Annotated in this window: 24 protein-coding genes; 14 read left to right on the forward strand and 10 right to left on the reverse strand. The window is 48.1% G+C overall.

Annotation, left to right across the window (positions count from 1 at the left end):
- The first annotated feature begins 131 nt into the window (after nucleotides 1–131).
- From waaC to HQN60_RS06795, 4 genes are all read left to right on the forward strand, one after another.
- Complete coding sequence (gene waaC, locus HQN60_RS06780; protein WP_173532928.1) at nucleotides 132–1094, forward strand: lipopolysaccharide heptosyltransferase I; 963 nt, start codon at nucleotides 132–134, stop codon at nucleotides 1092–1094.
- On the forward strand, nucleotides 1094–2377 hold the full coding sequence (locus HQN60_RS06785) for a 3-deoxy-D-manno-octulosonic acid transferase (protein WP_173534633.1): 1284 nt from the start codon (nucleotides 1094–1096) through the stop codon (nucleotides 2375–2377). Before waaC ends, HQN60_RS06785 begins: the two co-directional genes overlap by 1 nt.
- A 100-nt stretch (nucleotides 2378–2477) precedes the next feature.
- Nucleotides 2478–2930: a disulfide bond formation protein B gene (locus HQN60_RS06790; RefSeq protein ID WP_217390284.1), complete on the forward strand. Its 453-nt coding sequence runs from the start codon at nucleotides 2478–2480 to the stop codon at nucleotides 2928–2930.
- Nucleotides 2927–3586, forward strand: coding sequence for a DsbA family protein (locus HQN60_RS06795; RefSeq protein ID WP_173532929.1), 660 nt, complete (start codon nucleotides 2927–2929; stop codon nucleotides 3584–3586). The genes HQN60_RS06790 and HQN60_RS06795 overlap by 4 nt, the downstream gene beginning before the upstream one ends.
- 59 nt (nucleotides 3587–3645) lie before the next feature.
- Here the strand turns inward: HQN60_RS06795 and HQN60_RS06800 are convergent, their stop codons facing one another.
- The 4 genes from HQN60_RS06800 to hemB form a co-directional block, all read right to left on the reverse strand.
- A complete protein-coding gene (locus tag HQN60_RS06800; protein ID WP_173532930.1) occupies nucleotides 3646–4083 on the reverse strand; it encodes a PliI family lysozyme inhibitor of I-type lysozyme in 438 nt (145 codons plus the stop codon).
- 40 nt (nucleotides 4084–4123) lie between these two features.
- Entirely contained in the window at nucleotides 4124–4921 is a 798-nt protein-coding gene (locus HQN60_RS06805; RefSeq protein WP_173532931.1) for a sulfite exporter TauE/SafE family protein, read from the reverse strand.
- 63 nt (nucleotides 4922–4984) lie between these two features.
- On the reverse strand, nucleotides 4985–5929 hold the full coding sequence (locus HQN60_RS06810; RefSeq protein WP_173532932.1) for an ankyrin repeat domain-containing protein: 945 nt from the start codon (nucleotides 5927–5929) through the stop codon (nucleotides 4985–4987).
- Nucleotides 5930–6032: 103 nt separating this feature from the next.
- Nucleotides 6033–7037 carry a porphobilinogen synthase gene (gene hemB / locus HQN60_RS06815; RefSeq protein WP_173532933.1) on the reverse strand — a complete coding sequence of 335 codons (1005 nt, stop codon included), beginning with the start codon at nucleotides 7035–7037 and terminating at the stop codon, nucleotides 6033–6035.
- A gap of 247 nt (nucleotides 7038–7284) precedes the next feature.
- On the opposite strand from hemB, the gene HQN60_RS06820 reads away from it, so the two are divergent.
- Entirely contained in the window at nucleotides 7285–8916 is a 1632-nt protein-coding gene (locus HQN60_RS06820; RefSeq protein WP_173532934.1) for a mechanosensitive ion channel family protein, read from the forward strand.
- An 86-nt stretch (nucleotides 8917–9002) separates the two neighbouring features.
- Here the strand turns inward: HQN60_RS06820 and HQN60_RS06825 are convergent, their stop codons facing one another.
- The gene (locus HQN60_RS06825) at nucleotides 9003–10796 is read right to left on the reverse strand and encodes an ATP-binding protein (RefSeq protein ID WP_173532935.1); all 1794 of its coding nucleotides are present in this window, start codon (nucleotides 10794–10796) and stop codon (nucleotides 9003–9005) included.
- A 4-nt stretch (nucleotides 10797–10800) separates the two neighbouring features.
- Nucleotides 10801–11295 (reverse strand): putative pterin-binding protein, encoded by a 495-nt coding sequence (locus HQN60_RS06830; RefSeq protein WP_173532936.1) that lies wholly within the window; start codon nucleotides 11293–11295, stop codon nucleotides 10801–10803.
- Between the two features lie 223 nt (nucleotides 11296–11518).
- On the opposite strand from HQN60_RS06830, the gene HQN60_RS06835 reads away from it, so the two are divergent.
- The 6 genes from HQN60_RS06835 (at nucleotide 11519) to HQN60_RS06860 (ending at nucleotide 15551) form a co-directional block, all read left to right on the forward strand.
- Entirely contained in the window at nucleotides 11519–12106 is a 588-nt protein-coding gene (locus tag HQN60_RS06835) for a hypothetical protein (RefSeq protein WP_173532937.1), read from the forward strand.
- An 11-nt stretch (nucleotides 12107–12117) separates the two neighbouring features.
- Nucleotides 12118–12852, forward strand: a complete 735-nt coding sequence (locus HQN60_RS06840) for an oxygen-binding di-iron domain-containing protein (protein ID WP_173532938.1) — start codon at nucleotides 12118–12120, stop codon at nucleotides 12850–12852.
- 111 nt (nucleotides 12853–12963) lie between these two features.
- Nucleotides 12964–13695, forward strand: a complete 732-nt coding sequence (locus HQN60_RS06845; RefSeq protein ID WP_173532939.1) for a peptidylprolyl isomerase — start codon at nucleotides 12964–12966, stop codon at nucleotides 13693–13695.
- Between the two features lie 126 nt (nucleotides 13696–13821).
- On the forward strand, nucleotides 13822–14505 hold the full coding sequence (locus tag HQN60_RS06850) for a Crp/Fnr family transcriptional regulator (protein ID WP_173532940.1): 684 nt from the start codon (nucleotides 13822–13824) through the stop codon (nucleotides 14503–14505).
- 316 nt (nucleotides 14506–14821) lie between these two features.
- Entirely contained in the window at nucleotides 14822–15172 is a 351-nt protein-coding gene (locus HQN60_RS06855; protein ID WP_173532941.1) for a YMGG-like glycine zipper-containing protein, read from the forward strand.
- A gap of 25 nt (nucleotides 15173–15197) precedes the next feature.
- Entirely contained in the window at nucleotides 15198–15551 is a 354-nt protein-coding gene (locus HQN60_RS06860; RefSeq protein WP_173532942.1) for a hypothetical protein, read from the forward strand.
- A gap of 66 nt (nucleotides 15552–15617) precedes the next feature.
- On the opposite strand, the gene HQN60_RS06865 is transcribed toward HQN60_RS06860, so the two are convergent.
- Nucleotides 15618–16703: a site-2 protease family protein gene (locus HQN60_RS06865; protein WP_217390286.1), complete on the reverse strand. Its 1086-nt coding sequence runs from the start codon at nucleotides 16701–16703 to the stop codon at nucleotides 15618–15620.
- A 320-nt stretch (nucleotides 16704–17023) separates the two neighbouring features.
- On the opposite strand from HQN60_RS06865, the gene HQN60_RS06870 reads away from it, so the two are divergent.
- Nucleotides 17024–18331, forward strand: coding sequence for an erythromycin esterase family protein (locus HQN60_RS06870; RefSeq protein ID WP_173532943.1), 1308 nt, complete (start codon nucleotides 17024–17026; stop codon nucleotides 18329–18331).
- 432 nt (nucleotides 18332–18763) lie between these two features.
- Here the strand turns inward: HQN60_RS06870 and HQN60_RS06875 are convergent, their stop codons facing one another.
- Both HQN60_RS06875 and HQN60_RS06880 read right to left on the reverse strand, forming a co-directional pair.
- Complete coding sequence (locus HQN60_RS06875; RefSeq protein WP_173532944.1) at nucleotides 18764–20245, reverse strand: B12-binding domain-containing radical SAM protein; 1482 nt, start codon at nucleotides 20243–20245, stop codon at nucleotides 18764–18766.
- Nucleotides 20246–20372: 127 nt separating this feature from the next.
- Nucleotides 20373–21263: a LysR substrate-binding domain-containing protein gene (locus HQN60_RS06880; RefSeq protein ID WP_173532945.1), complete on the reverse strand. Its 891-nt coding sequence runs from the start codon at nucleotides 21261–21263 to the stop codon at nucleotides 20373–20375.
- A gap of 132 nt (nucleotides 21264–21395) precedes the next feature.
- Here HQN60_RS06880 and HQN60_RS06885 point away from each other — a divergent pair, with 132 nt between their 5' ends.
- Both HQN60_RS06885 and HQN60_RS06890 read left to right on the forward strand, forming a co-directional pair.
- Entirely contained in the window at nucleotides 21396–21683 is a 288-nt protein-coding gene (locus HQN60_RS06885) for a DUF2917 domain-containing protein (protein WP_173532946.1), read from the forward strand.
- A gap of 83 nt (nucleotides 21684–21766) precedes the next feature.
- Entirely contained in the window at nucleotides 21767–21991 is a 225-nt protein-coding gene (locus HQN60_RS06890) for a hypothetical protein (RefSeq protein ID WP_173532947.1), read from the forward strand.
- Here the strand turns inward: HQN60_RS06890 and HQN60_RS06895 are convergent.
- Nucleotides 21988–22212, reverse strand: coding sequence for an RNA-binding S4 domain-containing protein (locus HQN60_RS06895; protein ID WP_173532948.1), 225 nt, complete (start codon nucleotides 22210–22212; stop codon nucleotides 21988–21990). The two genes, HQN60_RS06890 and HQN60_RS06895, sit on opposite strands and share 4 nt — an antisense overlap.
- Between the last annotated feature and the right edge of the window lie 69 nt (nucleotides 22213–22281).

Consider the following 22281-nt stretch of genomic DNA (forward strand, 5'->3'; position numbering starts at 1 on the left):
TTGATAAGTCACAGACGGTATGAATCCTTATGTCACGCTGACGTTTTATGAATATTAGACCTTTTTAGATGAAGGGCTAGTGTTGCTTTGTTCACAAAGCTGGATTTGTCCGTCCCTGTTAGAATATAACAATGCAAAAAATACTCATTGTTCGCCTTTCGTCGATGGGCGACGTAATTCATCAATTGCCAGCGATTACCGACTTGCTGCGTGCATACCCCGATGCCGTGATCGATTGGGTGGTCGAAGAAGGCTTTGCCGAACTGCCACGGTTACATCCAGCGATTCGGCGGGTTATTCCGGTGGCGCTACGGCGTTGGCGTAAATCACCAATGGCAGCGGCAACACGGGCCGAATGGGCGCAATTTAAAACTGAAATCCATGCTTGTCGCTACGACTTGGTGCTGGATGCGCAAGGCTTAATTAAAAGCGCCGCCATTGCGCGTTTAGCCTGCGGTCCGGTGGCGGGTTTTGATCGACATTCTTGCCGTGAGCCTTGGGCGAGCTTGGCGTATCAGCGCCGTTACTCGGTACCTAAAAATCTACATGCGATTGAACGTAATCGGCGCTTGACCGCCGCTGCGAATGGTTATGCCTTGCAAGGTGAGCTCGATTACGGCTTAAAAGTGCCATTGCAAGATTTGCCATGGCTAGGGCGCTCACCGTATGCCGTACTGCTAACGGCAACCAGTCGCGAAGATAAAGAATGGCCAGAAGAGCATTGGATTGCGCTGGCGCAGCGCTGTATTGCTGCGGGCTTGCGACCGGTTTTTCCTTGGGGCAATGCTCGAGAAAAACAGCGGGCCGAACGTTTAGCTGCGGCTTTGCCGCTGGCGTTGGTGCCGCCTAAGCTCAGTTTAACCGATGCCGCGGTCATGCTAGCGGGCAGCCGAGTGGTGGTGGGGGTTGATACCGGCTTAGCGCATCTAGCGGCGGCGGTTGCAGTGCCGGTGGTGGCGATATTTTGCGCTTCAGAGCCGGCGTTAACCGGCGTAAAAGCGGCGACGTTTGCGTTAAATTTAGGTGGCAATGGCACACCACCGACTGTTGATCAAGTGTGGGAAGCCACGTCGGCCGGTGGGCGTTTGCCGTGATGGTGCGCTGGGCGTATCGCATCTTACTGTGGCTGGGTTTCCCGCTGATTTGGCTTTATCTGCTCAAACGCAGCAAAAAGCAGCCTGCTTATCGGCAGTTTTGGGCTGAGCGTTTAGGGTATTACTCTGTAGGTATTACTAATAAAGGTCTGCAGGATAATACCCAAAAGCCGATTTGGTTGCACGCGGTGTCGGTGGGTGAAATGCGCGCTTGTGCGCCGATTATTCAGGCGCTGCGTATTGCCGCACCGCATCGCCCTTTGTTGTTGACGTGTATGACCCCAACCGGACGAGAAACCGCGCAGGCTTTATTTGGCGACTTTGCCACCATTGTGTATTTACCCTACGATTATCCGGCGGCGATTCGACGGTTTTTACAGCACTTTCGACCGCAATGCGGCGTGGTGATGGAGACCGAAATCTGGCCGAATTTGCTGCATGAATCGGCCGCAGCCAAGGTCCCGCTGGTGCTGGCCAATGCGCGACTTTCGGCTGCGTCGTTCCGGGCTTATCAGCGAATTTCGGCATTGATTGCGCCAGCCATGGCCAAATGGTCGCTGGTATTGGCGCAAGCGCCAGCCGATGCCGAACGACTTGCCGCTTTGGGCGCGCCAGCCCCCAAGGTGATGGGCTCAGTTAAATTTGATCATAGCAACGATGCCGCCATTGTCGCGCGTGGCCAAGCTTGGCGCGCCGCGTTACTTCAGCAATCGAACCGTCCGCTGGTGCTATTGGCGTCGAGCCGAGAAGGTGAAGAAGCGGCGTTTTTAGCGCAATGGCAGAGCGTGTACGCGCAAACGGCAGCGCCGTTGTTGATTATTGTGCCGCGTCATCCACAGCGCTTTGATGCCGTGGCCGATTTAATTCGCAGCCATGGCTTGGCGCTTCAGCGGCGTAGTCAATGGCAAGAGGTGGTTGCGGCGGATGTGATTTTGGGCGACAGCATGGGTGAAATGGCGGCCTGGTTTGCCGCGAGTGATGTTTGTATTATGGGGGGCTCGCTGCTTCCCTTTGGTAGCCAGAATTTTATCGAAGCTTGCGCGCAGGGTTGTCCGGTATTGCTTGGGCCACACACCTTTAATTTTGCCGCGGCAACGGAAGCGGCCTTAGCTGAGGGGGCTGCTTGGCAAGGGCAAAACTTGGTTGAGATCATGGATAAAATGCAGCAATTGCTGCTGGATCAAACCGCGCGGCAACAGATGAGCGTGGCTGGAGTTCAGTTTTCTAACGCGCATCGTGGTGCAACGGCAAGGTTGGTGCGTGAGCTGGCGATATATCTTTAGCTTTTGGTAAATAAATCATAGATATATCCAGCATGGTTTTTGTATCATGCCATCCGATTACTTACTTTAATGAGTTACGCCAATCGGCGAAGGGATTATTTTGTCGCAAAGCACCGATATATCGTCAGATTCAGCCCAAAACGGCGCGTGGTATTGCTTATTTATTTGTTGGCTGATTGCGGCTACTTCCACCTTTGGTAGCTTGTTTTTTAGCGAAGTGATGCATATTCCACCGTGTGTTTTGTGCTGGTATCAGCGGATTCCGATGTATTCTTTGTTGGTGATTTTTAGCGTGGCGCTATTTCCCTTAGATCGCCGCGTTACGCGTTATGCTTTGCCGCTGGCGGTGATTGGTTGCTTGTTCGCTTTTTATCATTTATTGATTTACAGCGGGGTGATTCCAGAAGGAATGCAGCCGTGTACAGCCGAAGTGTCATGCGCGAAGATTGATTTGGAACTGATTGGCTTTATCACGATCCCACTGATGTCGGTGGTGGCGTTTTCGTTGATGATCGGCTTGCTATTAAAGATTTCTAAAGGATTTAAAAAATGAAACGTTCACTGATTGTGATCACCAGTGTGGTCGCGATGGCGGCTTTGTTTATTATTGGTGCCGTGGTGTATTCCAATAAAAGCGCCGATCAATCGCAAAATTTGGCAGTAGAAAACAGCGCCGCGTTAAATCGCTTTTCATCCATTACTTATGGCCCAGCCGATGCCAAAGTGCATATTGTTGAATTTATGGACCCCGCTTGCGAAGCGTGCAGTCAGTTTTACCCCTTTGTAAAAAACATTATCAATAGCCATCCGGGCAAAATTAAGCTGACGGTTCGTTATGCTAATTTCCATCAAGGCTCGGATTATGTGGCGCAAGTTTTGGAAGCCGCACGTGCACAAGGCAAATTTTGGCCAGCTTTAGAAGCTTTGTTTGTTACGCAAGATCAGTGGGCCAGCCATCATGCGCCTGCGCCAGAAACGGTTTGGCAGCACTTGGGGCATTTAGGCCTCGATTTTGATCAAATGCGTAAAGACATGAATGAGCCGAAAGTGATGGCGGTGATTGAACAAGATCGCGCTGATGTGAAGGCATTACAAATTACTAAAACGCCAAGTTTTTACGTCAACAACAAGCCGTTGACGAAGTTTGGTCATGAGCAATTAAAGCAATTAATTAATAGCGAACTCGCTATTGCCTACCCTGGGCAATAAATAGCCAACGAAAAAAAACGGCTACGGCCGTTTTTTTTTGCTTGTCAAAATGAGTTGTTTTACTTTTTGTGCTGAGCAAAAGCTTGAATCAGCTCGGCATTGGGCGCTAAGTCTTTGACAGCAGCAAGCCATTGAAGTTGATTATTTTGCCAGCTAAAGGCATCGGCACTTAAATAACCACCACTGCCGGCTGAGCGAAACACCACCATCACCTCATCAATGCCATCGCCATTGATATCGGCATTGATGACACGCGCAAGGCTGCCATCACGCGGCTGAATTTGTCCACTGAGAAAAACATCAAATGGAAACTCGCTACTGCCGCCAGCATAAAGTCGAATGGCGTAGCTGCCGATGCTGCGCGGCTCGAGCTCACCTTCGTTGACGACAATCTGCTGTTGATTGGGTAGTTGTAGCTGGATTGATCTAGAGGGTATCTCAGCATAAGCCATAGAAATAAAAGCGTAGGTGAGTATACCTAATAGTTTTTTCTGCATTATGATGTCCATTGATTCGATCAATATGGCGCTTTAGCACTTAAAGCAAACTGATTAGCATTTTGCTCGCCAAGACGATTAAAAGGGCGGCAAAGCATTTTTTGAGCACCGGCACTGGCAAGCGATGCGCCGCTGCTGCGCCGACTTTGGCCATTGGAAAGCTGGCTAAAACAATCCCCAATAGCGCCGGTAAATAGACAAAACCCAAGCTACCTGACGGCAGTTGTTGCGCCGACCAACCGCTAACGATAAAACCCAGCGCCCCAGCAATCGCAATTGGAATCCCAATCGCTGACGAAGTACCAATCGCCGTTTTAACCGGCACATTGCACGCCGTCATAAAGGGCACCGATAAAGAGCCGCCGCCAATCCCCACCCAGCTCGACAACATGCCAATGCCGCTGCCTACCAGATTCATTCCCAATACATTGGGCAATTGCCGAGTCGGCTTGGGTTTGAGGTCCAGCAGCATTTGCGCGGCAATTACATAGGCAAAAATAATAAACAGCCACTTTAAATGCACCGCCGAAATCCAAGCGGCAATTTGCGCGCCAATAAACGTACCGAGCACAATGCCAAGGCTGATCTGCCGCACAATATCCCAACGCACTGCGCCTTTTTGCGCATGCGCTCGGACACTGGCGGCGCCAGTAAAAATGATGGTCGCTAATGAAGTGCCAATGGCTAAGTGCTGCTGATGCTCGGGGGCGACACCGGTCCAATGAAAGACCCACAATAAAGCCGGAACAATCACTAAACCGCCGCCTACGCCTAATAAACCGGCTAAAAATCCAGCAACAAGGCCAACAGCAAGGCAGGCAAGAATGGCTTCAAGCATGGATAGAGCATCTCATTTGGTTAGGGGTAATCATTTTTATATTCTTGCTGATTATGCCGCTTTTTAGCCTAGCTGCCATTCACCTTGAATATTTTGACGATCTGCGTATTCATTTAGCAAATCATACAGGCGTAATTGATTTAGTTTGAGTGCCAAAGCGCAGGCTGAATCACCTTGTTGATTACGCAGATGTGGATTAGCGCCATGCTGTACTAGCCAAATAGCGGCATTAAATTTTTGATTTGCCGTTGCTTTATGCAGCGCAGTCCAGCCTTCCTGACTTTGACGATTGATACCCAGCGTACCACTGTGATGAATGATGAGTTGCATAACGGCAAGATGGCCACCGGCAGCGGCTTGCATTAATGGCGTAATGCCTTTGTCGCTGGCTTGTTGCACATTCAGTTGGTGGCCCATTAAGAGCTTCACCAGCTCGGCATTGCCATTGAGTGCGGCCCAATGCAGTAGGGTATAACCATGCCGATCTTTGGCGTGTAGATTGGCTTTGAGGGCAATTAATTGCACCACAATATCCAGTTTTCCGGCAAAGCAGGCATGCATAATTGGCGTCCAGCCAGCTTCATCTTGTTGCTCGATTGGCATTCCAGCGCGGATAAACACTGGTAATAAATGATAATGCCGCTGCTCTATGGCTTGATGTAGGCCTTTTTGACTCACACTATGGCCGTGTTGCGTCAAGATGGCTTTCGCATCGGGGTCCATTTTGATGGGGGGAATATGCCCCCATAGATCGGCAGTTTGTGCGGGCAAGGCATCGAGTGCCACTTGTAGGCGAAAAATCTCGGTGGCTATCGCTTTGGGAAAGCCATCTTGTTTTTGCTGACCTTGGATTAGTAAATCATTAAAGCAAGCATCGAGCTGGTTTTGCTCCCAGCTTTGCATAATGCGCGCCAAGACCTTGGGGTAGCTCGCCTCGAGTTGACTAGGAAATTGATTCGGCCCGAGATGTTGCCGCAGGTGATCGATAAGAATTTGGACGTGAAGCATAACGCTGCCCATTTATGGAATCAGGACAGCGTCATTGAATCATTGAGTGCGGCGACGTCGCGCCGAAACAATACCTAAAATTTAGGCCAAAAATACCTTGACCTTACTTTTGCGTCAGCCAGCGCGCGGCATCGAGTGCGTAGTAAGTCAAAATTGCATCGGCACCCGCGCGTTTAAACGCCAAAAGACTCTCTAGCACCACACTTTGCTCATCGAGCCAGCCATTTTGGCTGGCCGCTTTGAGCATGGCGTATTCACCGGAAACTTGATACACAAAGGTTGGCACTTTAAATTCATCTTTCACGCGGCGAACGATATCGAGATACGGCATGCCGGGTTTGACCATCACCATATCAGCGCCTTCGGCCAAATCGAGTGCCACTTCATGCAAGGCTTCATTGCTATTGGCGGGGTCCATTTGATAGGTATATTTATTGCCCTTACCTAAATTGCCCGATGAACCGACCGCATCACGGAATGGACCGTAAAACGCTGAAGCGTATTTGGCTGAATACGCCAAAATCCGTGTGTGAATATGGTCTTCACGATCTAAAGCGGCACGAATCGCGCCAATGCGGCCATCCATCATATCGGATGGTGCCACCATATCAGCACCGGCTGCGGCATGGCATAAAGCTTGGCGTATCAGCGCATTTACGGTTTCGTCATTTAACACATAACCGTGTTCATCAATAATGCCGTCTTGCCCGTGAATGGTATACGGATCAAGCGCAATATCAGTAATTAAGCCTAGGTCAGGAAAGCGGCGTTTCAGTTCTTCGAGCGCCCGTGGCACTAAACCACGGCGATTCCAGGCTTCGGCAGCGTCGAGTGATTTAAGCTGCGGCTCAATCACTGGAAATAAAGCTAAAGCGGGAATGCCCAGTTTTACGGCTGCTTCCGCGGTGTAATACAGTTTATCGAGGCTTTGCCGCGTGACGCCGGGCATAGAGGCGATGGCTTCTTCGCGGTTTTTTCCATCTAACACAAACACCGGCAAAATAAAGTCATTGGCACTTAAGCTGTTTTCACGCATTAAACGCCGTGAAAAGTCATCGCGGCGCATGCGGCGCAAGCGAGTGTGTGGAAAGGGGCGATTGCTGTGCATGCGATTCTCCTGATGATTTAGCCAGCAATTTTATCTGAGTCGGCAACAAAATACTGTTGTGATTATTGCTAGTGGATTTATCTAGGCAATGGCCATTTCCTAGATTAATTTCTACGACAAAAATAAACAAGTAAGGTTGTTGATGGGAGAATGATGCAAACGACGTATTTTTAGCCAGCAAATCGGCGATATACCGATACAATCGGTGAAGCGGTTATGTCACGGTGTGATCAATCAATAGGTGGATATGATGAGAAAAATAGTCGGCTTAATCTGCATCTTGCTGCTGGCATGGACGAGTTTGGCTTACGCGGCTGAGGAAAATTCATTCCTTGCCAATACCGAGGCCAGCCAAAATGAAGACAATGAGGCACTACCTTTAACGGTGGACAACCGTACTTTGGCAGTGTTTCGCGTCGGCATTTCTTCATATACGCAAAGAGATCGCGTTGAGGCGGCTAAATTACGCCTGGCGCGCATTATCAAAACCAAAGGCTTAGGCAAAGTCAGCTCAATGCCGGTGATCCCACCTGGGGTTGGCGTGGCGATTTTGCTCGATGGACAAATGGTGTTTACGATTCAGCCCGGTGATGTCAATGAGCTGGCTGGTGAAACCATGGTTTCTGTCGTTGAGAAGGCGACTGAACAGCTCAGTATGTTGATCAATGATCGCCGTGAATTAAATAATCCGAAGCAACTACTATTTGCCGGATTACATACCCTCGTTGCTTCGGTGGTGCTGTTTTTAGGTTTGTGGATTTTAAGCCGTGCTCGGCCGCGAATGCTGAAATTAGGGCATAGCTATTTAGCCCAGCCGATTGCGAGAGTCGCGAAAAACACCGTCGGTGTGACCATTGCATCTTTAAATCAGTCTTTGCAATGGGTGGTGCGGATTTTCTTGGGGCTGCTGATTTTGTCCTTGCTGTATAGCTGGGCAAGCTATGTGTTTTTGCAGTTTCCACTCACTCGCGCTTGGAGTGAGAATCTCAACGTCACGATTTTTGGCTTTTTGGGCAAAGCCGGCTTGGCGGTACTTGATGCCGTGCCTGGTTTGTTAGTCGTGGCGTTTATTGTGGTGTGTACCCGTTATTTATCGATGTTGATGGCATTCTTTTTTAATCGCATTGAACGCGGCGAGCTGAGCTTTGCTTGGTTTGATCGTGATACTGCCGGTACGACGCGGCGCATATTATCAGTACTGATTTGGCTGTTAGCCTTGGCAATGATTTACCCGTATTTGCCGGGTGCAAACACCGAGGCATTTAAAGGCTTGTCGGTGATTCTTGGTTTAATGGTGTCGCTCGGTGCTTCAAGCGTGGTGGGGCAATTTGCCAGCGGCTTTATTTTGGTTTACTCCAAATCGCTCAAGCAGGGTGAATTTGTGCAAATTGGCAATACCGAAGGCACTGTGGCGCATATTGGTTTGTTTGCGACCAAGATTCATACCAATTTACGTGAAGAGATTAGCATTCCTAATTCGGTGTTATTTGGGCAAAACGTCGTTAATTACTCACGCTTGGCCACCAACGGCGGGGTGATTTCACAGATTGTTGTGACCATTGGCTATGACGTGGCTTGGCGGCAGGTTGAGGCGATGCTATTGATGGCCGCGCAGCAAACTGCTGGCGTTCGCGCGGACCCGCCACCAAGGGTATTTCAAACCGGCTTGCTGGATTTTTATGTGGAATATCATTTACGCGTGGCGCTCGATGAGCCGCAGCGGCGGATGGAAATCTTGCACGATTTAAATGGCAAGGTTCAAGACGTGTTTAATACCTATGGCATTCAAATTATGTCGCCAAACTATCGCGCTGACCCCGAGCAAGAAAAGCTCGTCCCGGTAGAGCAATGGTATCGGGCACCGGCGAAGAAGGAATAAAAAGCGTTATTTTTTAGATGTGGGTATGTCTTTCAAGGCTATTTAATATATTGGCTTTACCGATATACCCATTGAGAATGGGTTACTTAAGTGTGGCGATTTTTGTTAATGGTTTGTTCCAGCGTCTTGAGTAAAACGGGTTTGGCCAAAAAGTCATTCATTCCGGCGGCGATAAATTCAGAGCGAGATTCCGCCAGTGCATCAGCCGAGAGGGCGATAATCGGAATCTGGGCATAATCGCCACCTAATTGACGAATTTGTCGGGCAGCTTCAAGTCCATCCATAATTGGCATATGGCCATCCATCAGTATCATGTCATAGTGTTTTTGCTGAATCATGGCCAGCGCTTCAGCGCCATCGCTGGCATAGTCGACTTGATGGCCTAAATTGGCCAGCATCGCGCCCACGACTTTTAAATTGATGGGATTATCATCGGCAGCAAGGATGGACAGACTGGCGCCCGTTTTTTCGGTCTTTATGGTTGGCGCGGTGATTTCAGGTGCTGCGCAATCATGGCGAGGTAATAGCACGGTAAATTGACTGCCTACGTCTAATTTGCTTTGCACATCAATGTGCCCCTGCATTAATTCAGTCAGCGTCAGCGATATTTCTAGCCCTAGACCTGTGCCGCCATAGCGGCGAGCGGTGCTTTTTTCGGCCTGTTGAAAGCGCTTAAATAATCGAGACAAGCCTTCTGGGGTCATGCCGATCCCAGTGTCAATAATGATAAATATAATGTCTTTTTGATTGCAGGAAACGCAGAAACCGACTTCGCCTTCTTCGGTGAATTTAATCGCGTTACCGAGCAAATTGAGTAGAATTTGTCGTACCCGAACAATATCGCCAAGCTGCCATTCTGGCGTATTTTCGGCTAATGCTAATGTCAGATTGATTTTCTTTTCATTGGCGCGCACTCGCATTAAGCGCATGCATTCGCGAAGTAATTGATGCAGAGAATAGGGAATCGCTTCAAGCTCGATTTTGCCTGATTCAAGGCGGGATAAATCTAAAATATCATTCAGTAAAGCCAATAAATGTTGCGCTGAACTGCGTGCGGTAACGACGTAGTCTTTTTGTTGCTCACTAAGCTCCATGGTCGATAAAACGTCAAGCATCCCTAAAATTCCGTTCATGGGGGTGCGGATTTCATGACTCATATTGGCCAAAAAAACACTTTTGCTTTGGCTAGCTTGTTCGGCACGAGAGGTGGCACAGGCAAGGGCATTATTGAGGGTTTCTAAATCTTTGCTGCGTTTGTGCTCTAAGCCATATTGGCGATACAGCAATAAGGTGAATGCAATCGTTAGCCCAAGTAGCAATAAAATCATGCCGGAAATGACCGCAGATTGCTCTTTCAGGGTGTTAGCGTAATTTTCTGCGTTATGCAGCGTGTTGTCTTTGGCAATTTGAATCATGTCTAAAATGATGTTTTGCAATTGACTCAGATCGTTTCTAAGTTCGATTATTCTTTCGTGGTTATATTTCAGCGGAACATTGGGCCCGAGGTATTGATCGGTTTTTTTGATAAATGCGTGTAATGTTTTTAAATTATTTTGAATCATCGCGCTATCGTCATTTCCGACGTACGACGAATTGGTAATGACATCGACGCGACTAACAAAAATGTCATAGCGCATTTGCAAGGTGTTGATTTGTTCTGCGTTGGGCTCGCTCAATAGGTGTTCTACTTGGTCGGTGAGGCGAAAATATTCATAGCCTAATTGGGCATAGGCCCACACATCACTATCAGCCCCGATGCGGGATGATTTTTGTAGTACTTCATATTGCCTGTTCAGCATGAGCATCGTGCTGACAATAATGAGTAGCACCACAATCGCAATGACTGAAAGTGGGCCTTTACTCAGAGGCTTCAGCCGCATGGTTTTATTCAGCCTTTATGGAAACCAGCTGCCAGATCGAGCGCGAGAAGTAAGTTCTATTTTGCAGCTCTTTATTACTATCAAAAGGATAGATAAGAAATAGCGGCCCTTTATCACGAACGCTAAACGCTTTGCCATCGATGGTTCTGGCGATAATTGGGCCTAGATCAGCATCACTGCTGGGTATGATGATGGTGTAATCATTAATGGCTTTTAATTTAAGCTGTTTGCCTTTGCTGCCAGCGAGGGCCAGCACATCTTTTAGTGAAGGCCCAGTAAATGTATGAACGCCGTTATACCAAGGTGAGCTCGTTCGAATGCTTTTTTGTGGTAATTGATTCAGTTGTGCGTCATCAAGCACTAAATTGTCGCCTTGATTATGTTGGCTAATATTGCCGCTCAAGGTTAATACGACATTGCCTTTAGGCGCTTCCACTGCATTAGCACACCATGTACTGACTAATAAGAGGCTGGCAAGGCATAAGCTTTTTAGTTTCATGACATTTCTCCATGCAATTTAGGTAGCAACATTTCGGTATGCTTTCATTTGTCACTATAGATCAGCGAGGAATCAAGGTTGCCGCTGAATCTTTGACTTACGCCAAATGTTTAGTTTGTGTTTTTTTATTTGTGGGTTAGTAGAGTATTTTTGAAAGGATATTTTGCGCTACCGGCTAGGCTGCAACTATAAAGAAGCTACCCTTAAATAGTGAGGCGCCCTTATGGATCCACATATCAGTGGCGTTAGTGCATTACAACAGTCGGTTTTGATTCATGAAGAAGTCAAAGAGGTGGTCGTCAGCTGTTTTGAAATCAATTTAATGGGCTTAAATGCCATTATTTTGGCCAAAAAAGCGGGGGTGCATGCCAGAGGTTTTGGTGTTATCTCAGGAGAATTGCGCTCTTTAAGCTTGGCACTTCAGGCTGAAATGCATCGACTTGGTTTACTAGCGCAAGAATTACTCAATTCGGCAACCACTCGTTTGCAAGCTGAAAGACGTTTGGCGCGCTTAACCGATGCTGCTGCATTTTCAGCAGAGGTCGCTGATTTACTCGCCCCAGCCATGGAAAAAACTCGCAATAAAATGGTGGTGTTTAAAGGGGGAAGTAAATTTGGCGAATGCCTTGATGATGCATATCAAACCTGTACTTTTGGTTTGGTTTTAGCGCGTTCTGCTCGCATTGAGTCCGCATATAGCGGTGAATTACGCACCATTTTGGCTGAGTTATCCGAAGAGTTTGCCCAAAAAATAACCACGGTCTTACCGCGTCTTGATGCGTTACGCCAAATCACCCAAAACCTTGCCTGAGATCTTGCCGAATGAAAAAAGCTCAATTGATTGCCAGTGCTGCTGATCATCGTTGGTTCGCCATTTCGCGTGATCCAGCCCGCCCAAATTATTTGATTGATACCAATGAATATGTTGTGACCAATGGCAACGACAGTATTCTTTGTGATCCTGGTGGTTCTGAGGTTTTTCCGGCGGTCTTTGCCGCGTTATCCGAAGTCGTTGATCCGCGCACGATTCAACGGATTTTTTCTTCGCACCAAGACCCCGATGTGATTTCTTCTTTGGGTCTGTGGCATGATTTTAATCCTCAGATTAAATGTCATGTCTCTGGCTTGTGGAGTGGTTTTATTCCGCACTTTGGTGGTGAAGACAACACCATTATTGGTATTCCCGACGAGGGCGGCACCTTGATGTTAGGCGAAGCACCGTTGACGATTGTGCCGGCGCATTATTTACATTCTTCAGGTAATTTTCATTTATACGATCCAGCTTGCAAATTATTGTTCTGCGGTGACATTGGCGCCGCTTTATTGCCTGATGCGCATGCGTCGTTGTTTGTTGAAGATTTCGATCATCATATTCGTTACGCCGAAGGTTTTCATCGTCGCTGGATGGGCAGTAATACGGCTAAAAAGCGCTGGATTGAGAAAGTGCGCGAGCTGGATATTGAGTTGTTGTGTCCCCAGCATGGGGCGATTTACCGTGGTGCGGATGTGAAGCGATTTATTGATTGGTTTGATGCGTTAAAAGTTGGCCTCGATTAGCACTTGATATTCGGCATATTCACCCATAACTAATACGGGTAAGCTATTGAGCAATTATTTTATAACCCAGCTTGATGCTGGGTTTTTTATACCCAAAGATAGGATTTAATCATGGCGATTATCGTAAACGGCGTTGAAATCAGCGAAGCAAGTATCGAAAGCGAATTGGCGCAACACGCCGAAGCAGAAAGCCCGCGCGATGCGGCAATCCAAGAATTGATTTTGCGTGAATTATTATTGCAAACAGCCAAAAAAGAAGGCATCACTGCACCAACAACTGAAGAAATCATCGGCACTTTGCTAGAAAAAGCGATTCCTGTTGAAGAAGCAGACGAAGCGGCCTGCCTTGATTTTTACAATAGCAACCCAGAAAGCTTTACACGTGGCGAAATGGCTTCAGCTAACCACATCTTGTTCCCATTGGGCGAAGGCTTGACTGCTGGCATCGCTAAAGCAAAAGCGGAAGGTGTGTTGGCAGATGTATTGGCCAATCCAAGCAAATTTGCTGATTTGGCTCGCGAACATTCAACTTGCCCATCAAGCGCGCAAGGCGGTAGCTTGGGTCAATTTGGCCGTGGTCAAATGGTGCCAGAATTTGAAGAAGCGATTTTCTCGACTGAAGCGGGTGTGATTGTGCCTACCTTGGTAGAAACGCAATTTGGTTACCACATCATTGAAGTGACTGCGCGTAGCGAAGGCGAAAGCGTTTCATTTGAAGAAGTGAAAGAACGCCTACAAGCCTTCTTAACTGATATGGCTGGCCGCAAAGCAATGCATGATTACCTCGGCAAATTGGTAACTAGCGCCAAAATCGAAGGTTATTCATTACCTGCAATGGCTTAATGCCGATTGCGTAACTGAATGGCGGTAAATGCTAAAAGCCAGATCGTCGATCTGGCTTTTTGTTTGGTGCCACCGTTATTTGTATTTAAAGTGAATCATCAATTTGTGTGAATGAATGTGAGTGATATGAGCGAATCTGTTGCAGCACCACCGTTTTTGCCGTTTTTGTTTCCATTACTGAATGAATTTCCAACTGAAATTCGGCAGCGTTTGGTGCAAGGCGGGATTGAGCGGCATGTGAAGGCAGATACCGTGATTTGCACTGAAGGCGCTAAAAGCGAACATATTTTGTTTTTATCGAGCGGTATTTTAGCCATTACAGCGAACGAAGATCTGGGCAAACGCGCTTTTTTATATGGCTATATGCCGGCGGGATCAATTGCTGGATTGCAAATGTTATTTAATGAGCGCATAAATACCTACTGTTTGACCAGTGCGGTTGATAGCCATTATTTGCTGATTGGCATCGACGATTTGCTTCAGGCTTTGCGCGAATATCCTTTGGCTTGGCAAGCCTGCGCCAAGGAGCTCGCCACTGGTGTTAAATTTTTGCTCAATTTTGTAAATTTGTTATCCCATGCCAGTGGTTATCAAAAATTACGTACTTTTTTGGGCTGGTTGGAACGAAATGCACAAGCGAGCCCTAATCAAGTGGGTTTGGATTTAAGCCAGCAAGAGATTGCAGCCCGGATTGGTTTGTCTCGAGAAATGGTCAATCGGATGCTGGCTGAGCTGAAAAAAGGCGGCTATATCGAGCAAGATGAGCGTGGCCGTTTTCATATTTTGAAGCCCTTACCCAAAAAATTCTAAACAAATTGGATTTGTCATCGTGGTGTGCGAAATGTCACTGCGGCTTGTTGTTGCGTTGTCGCTCACCTAAGATCGGCCAATCTAAAGTATTCACCTCGATGTTGTTCAAGTCGTAGATCTCGTCATTACCCAAATAATCCCAAATTGCTGATCCGATCGCCTAATTCCGGCCGTTGGGGACCGCTGCATTTTTGGGATTTTATTTTCGTACTAAACTCAGTCGATCTACACGCCGCTCTTTGGCGCTCCGTTTAGCACTTGCCAAATTGGATGCAGCATCAGGATGAATTGAAAAATATTTTAATTGGAGCTAGTCATGCAAAAGAAAGTTTTAGTTCGTTGCCTGTTGGCCTTGCCTTTGGTGTTGGCCTTAGCCCAGCCGGTGCAGGCGCGCAATGACAATCGTTTAGCTAAAGGCGCTGTGATTGGTGGCGTACTTGGCTTGGCGGCGGGTAATGGCCTTAAAGGTGCTTTAGGCGGCGCTGCAATTGGTGGTGGTTTGGCCGCAGTGAGCAGCGATGGTTATCGTGGTCGTCGTGCCCAGCGCGGTGCTAAAAAAGGTGCGGTAGTTGGGGCTGTGATTGGCGGTATCGCCGGTAATGGTTTACGTGGAGCCTTAAAAGGCGCCGTCGCTGGCGGTGCAGCTGGCGCCATTATTAATCATTAATTCATTATTTTTTGGAGCTTTTACCATGAAACTTATCGCCCTTACTTTGAGCCTAGCGCTATTGTCACCTTTTGCTGCAGCAAAAGACGCTAAACCCGCTACTCTGCCAAGCTTGCAAGATGTTGCACATTTGAGCTGTACCGAAATGTGGTTAGAATCGGGCAAATCAGTAGATAAATTTTTCCATGCAGTAGAAACCATGGCCGGCTATTTATTGCAAAGCCGTGATGAGACTTTCCCTGATCAACTCGAGGCGGGTAAGCAATTTGGTGAGCGCATCGATGTAGCATGCCGTAAAGCACCAGATCAATTGCTCATTTCTGCTGTTGATATCGCCTTGCGTGAGACTTTGGCAACCATCAAAACGCCAGCGAAGTAATTCGCAACGGTCTAAATAGTAAAAAGCCAGATCAACGATGATCTGGCTTTTTTATGCGGTACAAAATTAGTTTTGTAAGATTTTCAGCGGCACACGCAGCATATCGTCACCTAAGCCAGCAAAATACCAAATAATGCCAATGAGCGCCGCCACGGTGAGTAAATACCAAACCAAAGAAAAAATCTGTCCATAGCGATCTAGCGGCAATAAATGGCTTTGATGTCGAGCTCGCCATTCAAAAACGATCTCTAAACTACCAATAAATAATAAAAATCCGAGTAAGGCGAGGCCGAAATGGTAGCTCACCCACACGCCCAATAGGGCAGCAACAATACAGGCGATTAAACCGAGCACGCTATTCATTGAAAAACTAATGCTCTTTAAAATATGCCCACCATCGAGTGGCAAAATCGGCAATAAATTAAATAAATTGAGTAGGGCGTTAAAGGTGGCCAAGCCGGCAAAAAAGACATTGCCAGTCAGCCAATACGCCACGCAAGACGCCAGCGATAACAGTAAGCCAAAGCTCGGCCCCATAATGGAAATGACCACGTCTTGCCAGCGAGTGTTGATTTTTTCATCCGACAGCGCCAAGCCACCTAAGAATGGAATGAGGTAAATCCCTTTGGTTTTCATCCCAAAATATTTCATGGCGCGAATATGGCCGTATTCATGAAAAACCAAGCACGCCAATAAAGCCAGCGCAAATTGGAAGGAAAACAACCAAGAATAAGCCGCAACACTCGCGCCAGCCAGCGCCACTTTAATCAGTTTGGCGCTTTTAAATAGTTTTAACGCTAAAACTCCCAGACCCAGCAAACTGAGCTTATTGATCTTTTGATGCGGAACGACTGGGCTTTGTCGCTCAATATCCTGAGTATTACGAGTCCCCTTGGCAACAACCGTTTGATCAATCAATAAGCGATAGTCCAAAACAAAAGGTTGCCATTGCAAATGGGTTTCAAGGCGAATGTGTTGTTCGCCAGACATGGGGTCATTCAGCGTAAATTGCAGTGCGCTGGCGCCTTCACGATCGGCTGAGGCGGCTTTTTCTGCGACCAGTGTGTTGTTCCAAAACAGCTGTTGCCAGCCGGCTAAGCTGCCTTCGAGTCGCAAAGGTTTGCCTAGGCAGTCAATATTTAGTAATTCCACGGTATTTCCAATTCTTCCATCAATAAAAGTGAGGTCGTTGACGACGTTATCGTTGGTATTTGATCTTGGGCCACATTTTGAAGCAATTTCGCGTGCTTGAGTTTGTATTGTGATTGAACACGCAGTTTTTCATGCTCAAACAGAGGCCACATTGCTGGTGGTATTAATCAATTGAATGATTTGGCTGGGTTTATTTGAAATCAAAGATGTTTATTGATTGCACGGGTATAACGATAAGCTTGTGCTGAATGACAGCATATATGCGCTATGATTTGCCCCCTTTTGAAATTGGTGTTGATTGAATGCAACAAGGAAAACAAATGCGTCACCTCATTATTCTTACCGCAATGAGTCTTGCTTTAGCCGCTTGTGGAGAAAAACCAGCTGCAGTGGAATCCACTGCGTCGGTAATCAATGCCGAAACTGAAAAAAACTTACAAAACTGGTTCAGTCAAACGATGCAGCCTTTGCAGACCTTAGATGCCGCTCAAGCCACTGATCAGCAAGATTTGGCCGCTTTTGGTGCTGCCGTGGGGGATGCACGTTTAGTGGTGCTCAATGAAGACAGTTACGCCGATAAAAATGCCTATGAATTGATGAATCGACTAGTGCAATACCTGTATCAGAACAAAGATTTTGAGGTGCTATTGATTGAAAGCGCGATGTTTGACGTCGAAGGTATCTGGCGTAGCGCCACCGAGAAAGACGCCAGTGTGGTCGAATTAGCGCCGGGCCGGGTGTTTTATATGTATTCACAAACTGACGCCAGTCGCAAAGCCTTGGCGTATATCGATCAGGCACGCAGCAGCGAGCGGCCGCTGATTTTAGCTGGATTTGATCTTCCGCTTGCTGGATCGACGTCGATTAACGAATTATTGCCGACGATGACGCAATATCTACAGCAGAAAGGCTCAAGCATTCCGGCGCAGGCCAATTGGCCTGAATATCGCCAAGTGGCTAAACGAGCCATTGAGCTCAATAGCCAGGGCATGGATTTAACGCAATTTAAGCAAGTGAGCACCCAGCTCAAAGCCGAGCTGTGTCAAAACGCCGCTACTGGGCAAACGCCATTGCGTGAATCGGCCGGTTGGTGGTGTCAACAAGTCAAATCGATTGAAGCCAGCGTTGGCCGCCAACAGCATACCGATGACGCTAATTATGACTTACGTAACCCAGTGCTAGCTGACAATGTGCAATGGCTGCTTGAGCAACCCTTTGCTGGTAAAAAGGTGATTGTTTGGACTAATTCATCGCATGGTTTGCCACAAGTCAGTGGTGTCGATCCAGCGACGCAGCAGCCAATTTACAGCATGGGCTGGCATTTAAAACAGCGCTTTGGCGAGCAAGTTTATATTGCGAAATTGGCCGCGCTGGGTGGCAAAACTAATAAGTATTGGGATACTGGCGTTCAGGATGTTGTGCTAGCGCCAAATACCCTAGAGGCGTTATTAAAACAATCCAATTTGAAAGCTGGCTTTATTCACGCGCCAACAGATCCGGCTTTGCGCGCGCAGTTAGCGCAATTTAAATCGCCAGCGAAGTTTGCGACCGATTACCAAGGTCTCTTTTTCTACCCACAGGCCGAACCAGCACTACAAGGCGAACACGCCATTGTGCCTTTGCCTTAAGCGAGTTGGCGCTGAAAAAAAGCCAGTTCATTGTGAACTGGCTTTTTTATGCAGTAGATTATGGCTTTGCCAATTGATATGCGTGTAGTTGCTATTTAGGCAATGTTTTCAGATTTGATGCTGTGCCGCGCTCGTCGAGCTGGGGCTTTAAATCCCGTTTAAGCGCACCGAGTGAGGAGAGAGACAAACAGCTATATCGTTTGGCTCACGACGATCGAGGGCACAGCGGAGCTGGGCGCGCTCGGGTCGCCTTTCTTTTCCCCTCTTTTCTTTGGCGAGACAAAGAAAAGAGAGTCCTCGTCGCGGACTGCGACTGTAAAACAGTGTGCCGCAGGCACTTAAAACCATCAACACGTAATCTGAACATTACCGCTATTTATTAGGTATATCAATATATCGCTTATTGAATAAAGCGGGCATTGCTATACCTATCTAAGCGTGTAGATGCTGCGCTTGTCGTGATGGGGCAACGGTTTCGGTGGCGGCTTTGGGTTTGTGTTGTTTGCCAGCGTAATCGCTTTCCAGTAAAGCGCCTGCCGCGACGGCTGACATACCTTGCGTTTGCAGCCATAGCGCGACCATTTTCGCTAAGCGATCGAGCGCGATACGATGCGTGGCGTCGGTGCTGGCGTAGAGCCAGTCGGCAAACGCCATAAAGTTAGCAAATGGCGCGTCGCCCAATAGCACTGGCAGCGTATTGGCAAAGCGCCCCGAATTGGCGACCAAATCCCAGTAACGCGCAAAGCGCACCAAGCGCTGCATGGTGGTGAAGTCGATGTCGCGATTGGCCAAGATGGTGTACGGCGGGAACGGGTCGTACACCATGGCAAATTCGGCGGTATGGCGAATAATTGGCGTGCCGCGCAGGCGTTTTAAAATCCCAAATTGAATTTCATGCGGCTTAAGCGCATACAGTTGATCAAAGCCAACGCCAAAACTTGCCACGGTTTCACCGGGCAAGCCCGCGATTAAATCTACATGCATATGCGCGTGTGAATTTTCCACCAGCCAGCGGATATTCTCGGCCGCTTTTTCATTATTTTGCTTGCGGCTGACCAAGGTTTGTACTTCGGGATTAAAGCTTTGAATGCCGATTTCAAACTGCAGGCTGCCTGCCGGGAATGCTTTAATGCCGTCTTTAAGCGCCTCCGGCAGATGATCGGGCACCACCTCAAAGTGCGCGAACACCGGATCATCCGGATGCGCGGCAATTTTATCGAGGAAGAACTGCATAATGCGCAGGCTGGTTTTGATATTGAGATTAAACGTGCGATCGACAAATTTAAATAGCCGCGCGCCGCGCTGATACAGCGTTTCCATCTCGGCCAAAAAGCGCTCTAGCTCAAATGGCCACGCGGTTTTATCTAGCGCTGAAAGGCAAAATTCGCACTTAAATGGACACCCCCGTGAAGCTTCAACATACAGCGTGCGGTTTTTGATGTCGTCATCGGTATACAGCGAATACGGTAGTTGTAAGTCATCCAGCTTGGCTTGCACGCCGACATGGATTTTCATTAAGGGCTGTGGGCCATTGAGAATCTGGCGACACAAATCAGGCAGCGTCACCTCGCCCCAGCCGGTGATGACAAAATCAGCGTCTTTGACAATCGTTTGCTCCGTGGTCTCAAAAGAGACTTCCGGACCGCCGAGGATGATTTTGATGTGCGGCGCAACGCGCTTAATCAGCGCCACCAAGCGGGCGGTTTCTTCAACGTTCCAAATGTAAACGCCAAAGCCGATGATCTGCGGATTTTTGGCCAACAGACGCTCGGCAAACTCCGTGGTTTTACCGCCAATCACAAACTCCATGATTTCAGTTTGCGACTGCAAATCGCCCATATTGGCCTGCAAATAGCGCAATCCTAGCGAGGCGTGCGTGTAACGGGCGTTGAGCGTGGACAAGATGATGGTCATGGCGGCAGAAATTCAAAAGCGAAAACGCTATTTTACGGGTTTCAGCCGGGCTTGGTTGACGTTTGTTTTGAACGGCGATCTCTAGTGGGTATAAGCTTGTAGTCTTTATTAAATAAAGTATGCATGCCTATACATTTGATTTTTTTAGGTAGTCATTTGCTTGGCTGGTAATCCAGCGAGTGAAGTCTGCGATTTTTTGGCTGGTGCTGCTCCGATCCGGCCAAACCAGCCAGTATGGGTATTGGTAGGGAACGCGAATATCGGTGATGGGGATCAGCGTGCCATTGGCAAAATGCGCTTCAACCAGCGAGCTGCGCGCCAGCATGACACCATGGCCTAGGCGTGCGGCTTCAAGTTCTAAGTTGCTGTCATTGTACGAATAGGTTGGCGTGGGCCGCCAATCGGCCAGCCCTGCCGCTTGGCACCATGTTGCCCAAGGGATTGCCGGATTGTGGATGATGGTCGCAGTTTTAAGCGCATTAGCTGATGTTGGCCGAGGTTGATAGCTGGGCGATGCGACGACTAATAGTTGTTCGTCCATTAAGTGGATTTGTTTCATCCCATCCCAGCCGCCTGCACCCATGCGGATCGCCATATCAAGTTGGCCATTATTCATTTCTTCAAAGCCCAAACCGGCCCGTAGCCAGATCGTATATTGCGGGTATTGGGCTTTAAAGTCGGGTAGGCGCGGCACCAGCCAATTGAGTGCAAACGAGGGCACGATGCCGATGGTTATGTCATTGGGTTTCGGGCGCGTCAGTACGCGCTGTGTGGCGTCTTGTAAATCGGCCATTGCGCCACGAATTCGTAGGGCATAAATGCGGCCTTCCTCGGTGAGTTGCAGGCGCTTTCCTTCGCGTAAAAACAAAGACACGCCGAGAAAATCTTCAATCGTTCGCAGTTGATGGCTAATGGCGCTGTGCGTCACATTGAGCGATTCGGCGGCTTTAACGACATTCCCTAAGCGCGCTACCGCTTCAAATGCCCGCAGTGCCGCCTGTGGTGGTAGTTGGCTCATTCTTTGTTCCTGCTGCAAAAGTATGAAATTGGTGTTGTGTGAATTTTATTCACATCAAGGCCAAAAAATCATCAGCGATCAGCGTTAGTTTATTGGATATAGTGAATCCATTATGCCAAAGGGATGATAGTTATGGTCACCTATCTACGATTGAATGTAGTAAAAAATGAATTATTGGTGGTTGAGCTGAGCCACCCTGCCCAGTTGTGGTGCGAAGAGGGGGGCGTCTGGTTGACGCACGATCAGTCAACGGAAGATGTTGAGTTGTATCGCGGCGAGCATCGAGAATTGGCGGCCGGTAAAGTGCTGATCGAAGGGGACGGGCGATTGTGTTTTTGTGGGGAAAATTTACAGCTCAGTCCTCAAAGTCAAGGCAATGCACTGGATTTGACTGGCGGTTTGATCGCCGCAGTGGCTTGAGGGGGATTTTGTAAGCAGCGTCATGCTACCGTCATTTGCTTACGGTATAAATCGCCTTCCTCTTTTTGCTGCGGATGTGGTTTATGTTGCAACGTCGTTCTTTCGTGCAGCGGGTACTGTACCGCTTGCGTCAATTATTGCTGAGCTTGGCGGGGTTTTTTTTGTTGCAGTATCTGCTATTTGTTTTGCCGCAAGCACTCGGCAACAACTTAACGCTCAGTGGCGCGATGTTGCCGATTTTGCTGTTGATCTTGTTCGCGTATGCCGCTGCAGCGTTGCTGGTGATTCGTAATGTTTGGCGCGGTTAAGCGTCGCTGGCGACAACGTGGATTTCTTCGCCTAAAACTTTAACCACCATGCCTGGGCGGATTTTGGCGGTTTTACGGCTTTCGAGTACGCCATCGACTTCGACTAAGCCTTCTGCGACCATCAGTTTGGCCGCGCCACCGGAATGTGAAATACCAAGGTTTTTAATTAAATCGCATAGCGCGATGTATTCGTTACGTAGTTCAAAAGTGTGGATTGCCATTGTGTCTGTCCTTATGGGTATTTGCTTGCAGGTCTTTTTAAGTAAAGTCTGCAGCTCAATACATCTAAA

Origin of the sequence: Deefgea piscis (genome assembly GCF_013284055.1) — a bacterium.
Taxonomy (GTDB): domain Bacteria; phylum Pseudomonadota; class Gammaproteobacteria; order Burkholderiales; family Chitinibacteraceae; genus Deefgea; species Deefgea piscis.

Excerpts from the sequence above, each read along its gene's own strand:
- HQN60_RS06795 (WP_173532929.1), top strand. The coding sequence starts at position 2,927 with ATGAAACGTTCACTGATTGTGATCACCAGTGTGGTCGCGATGGCGGCT.
- HQN60_RS06835 (WP_173532937.1), top strand. The coding sequence starts at position 11,519 with ATGGATCCACATATCAGTGGCGTTAGTGCATTACAACAGTCGGTTTTG.
- HQN60_RS06895 (WP_173532948.1), bottom strand. The coding sequence starts at position 22,212 with ATGGCAATCCACACTTTTGAACTACGTAACGAATACATCGCGCTATGC.
- HQN60_RS06820 (WP_173532934.1), top strand. The coding sequence starts at position 7,285 with ATGATGAGAAAAATAGTCGGCTTAATCTGCATCTTGCTGCTGGCATGG.
- HQN60_RS06830 (WP_173532936.1), bottom strand. The coding sequence starts at position 11,295 with ATGAAACTAAAAAGCTTATGCCTTGCCAGCCTCTTATTAGTCAGTACA.
- HQN60_RS06855 (WP_173532941.1), top strand. The coding sequence starts at position 14,822 with ATGCAAAAGAAAGTTTTAGTTCGTTGCCTGTTGGCCTTGCCTTTGGTG.
- HQN60_RS06785 (WP_173534633.1), top strand. The coding sequence starts at position 1,094 with ATGGTGCGCTGGGCGTATCGCATCTTACTGTGGCTGGGTTTCCCGCTG.
- HQN60_RS06800 (WP_173532930.1), bottom strand. The coding sequence starts at position 4,083 with ATGCAGAAAAAACTATTAGGTATACTCACCTACGCTTTTATTTCTATG.
- HQN60_RS06810 (WP_173532932.1), bottom strand. The coding sequence starts at position 5,929 with ATGCTTCACGTCCAAATTCTTATCGATCACCTGCGGCAACATCTCGGG.
- HQN60_RS06870 (WP_173532943.1), top strand. The coding sequence starts at position 17,024 with ATGCGTCACCTCATTATTCTTACCGCAATGAGTCTTGCTTTAGCCGCT.
- HQN60_RS06840 (WP_173532938.1), top strand. The coding sequence starts at position 12,118 with ATGAAAAAAGCTCAATTGATTGCCAGTGCTGCTGATCATCGTTGGTTC.
- HQN60_RS06825 (WP_173532935.1), bottom strand. The coding sequence starts at position 10,796 with ATGCGGCTGAAGCCTCTGAGTAAAGGCCCACTTTCAGTCATTGCGATT.
- HQN60_RS06875 (WP_173532944.1), bottom strand. The coding sequence starts at position 20,245 with ATGACCATCATCTTGTCCACGCTCAACGCCCGTTACACGCACGCCTCG.
- HQN60_RS06850 (WP_173532940.1), top strand. The coding sequence starts at position 13,822 with ATGAGCGAATCTGTTGCAGCACCACCGTTTTTGCCGTTTTTGTTTCCA.
- HQN60_RS06805 (WP_173532931.1), bottom strand. The coding sequence starts at position 4,921 with ATGCTTGAAGCCATTCTTGCCTGCCTTGCTGTTGGCCTTGTTGCTGGA.
- HQN60_RS06890 (WP_173532947.1), top strand. The coding sequence starts at position 21,767 with ATGTTGCAACGTCGTTCTTTCGTGCAGCGGGTACTGTACCGCTTGCGT.
- HQN60_RS06885 (WP_173532946.1), top strand. The coding sequence starts at position 21,396 with ATGGTCACCTATCTACGATTGAATGTAGTAAAAAATGAATTATTGGTG.
- HQN60_RS06880 (WP_173532945.1), bottom strand. The coding sequence starts at position 21,263 with ATGAGCCAACTACCACCACAGGCGGCACTGCGGGCATTTGAAGCGGTA.
- HQN60_RS06860 (WP_173532942.1), top strand. The coding sequence starts at position 15,198 with ATGAAACTTATCGCCCTTACTTTGAGCCTAGCGCTATTGTCACCTTTT.
- hemB (WP_173532933.1), bottom strand. The coding sequence starts at position 7,037 with ATGCACAGCAATCGCCCCTTTCCACACACTCGCTTGCGCCGCATGCGC.
- HQN60_RS06845 (WP_173532939.1), top strand. The coding sequence starts at position 12,964 with ATGGCGATTATCGTAAACGGCGTTGAAATCAGCGAAGCAAGTATCGAA.
- waaC (WP_173532928.1), top strand. The coding sequence starts at position 132 with ATGCAAAAAATACTCATTGTTCGCCTTTCGTCGATGGGCGACGTAATT.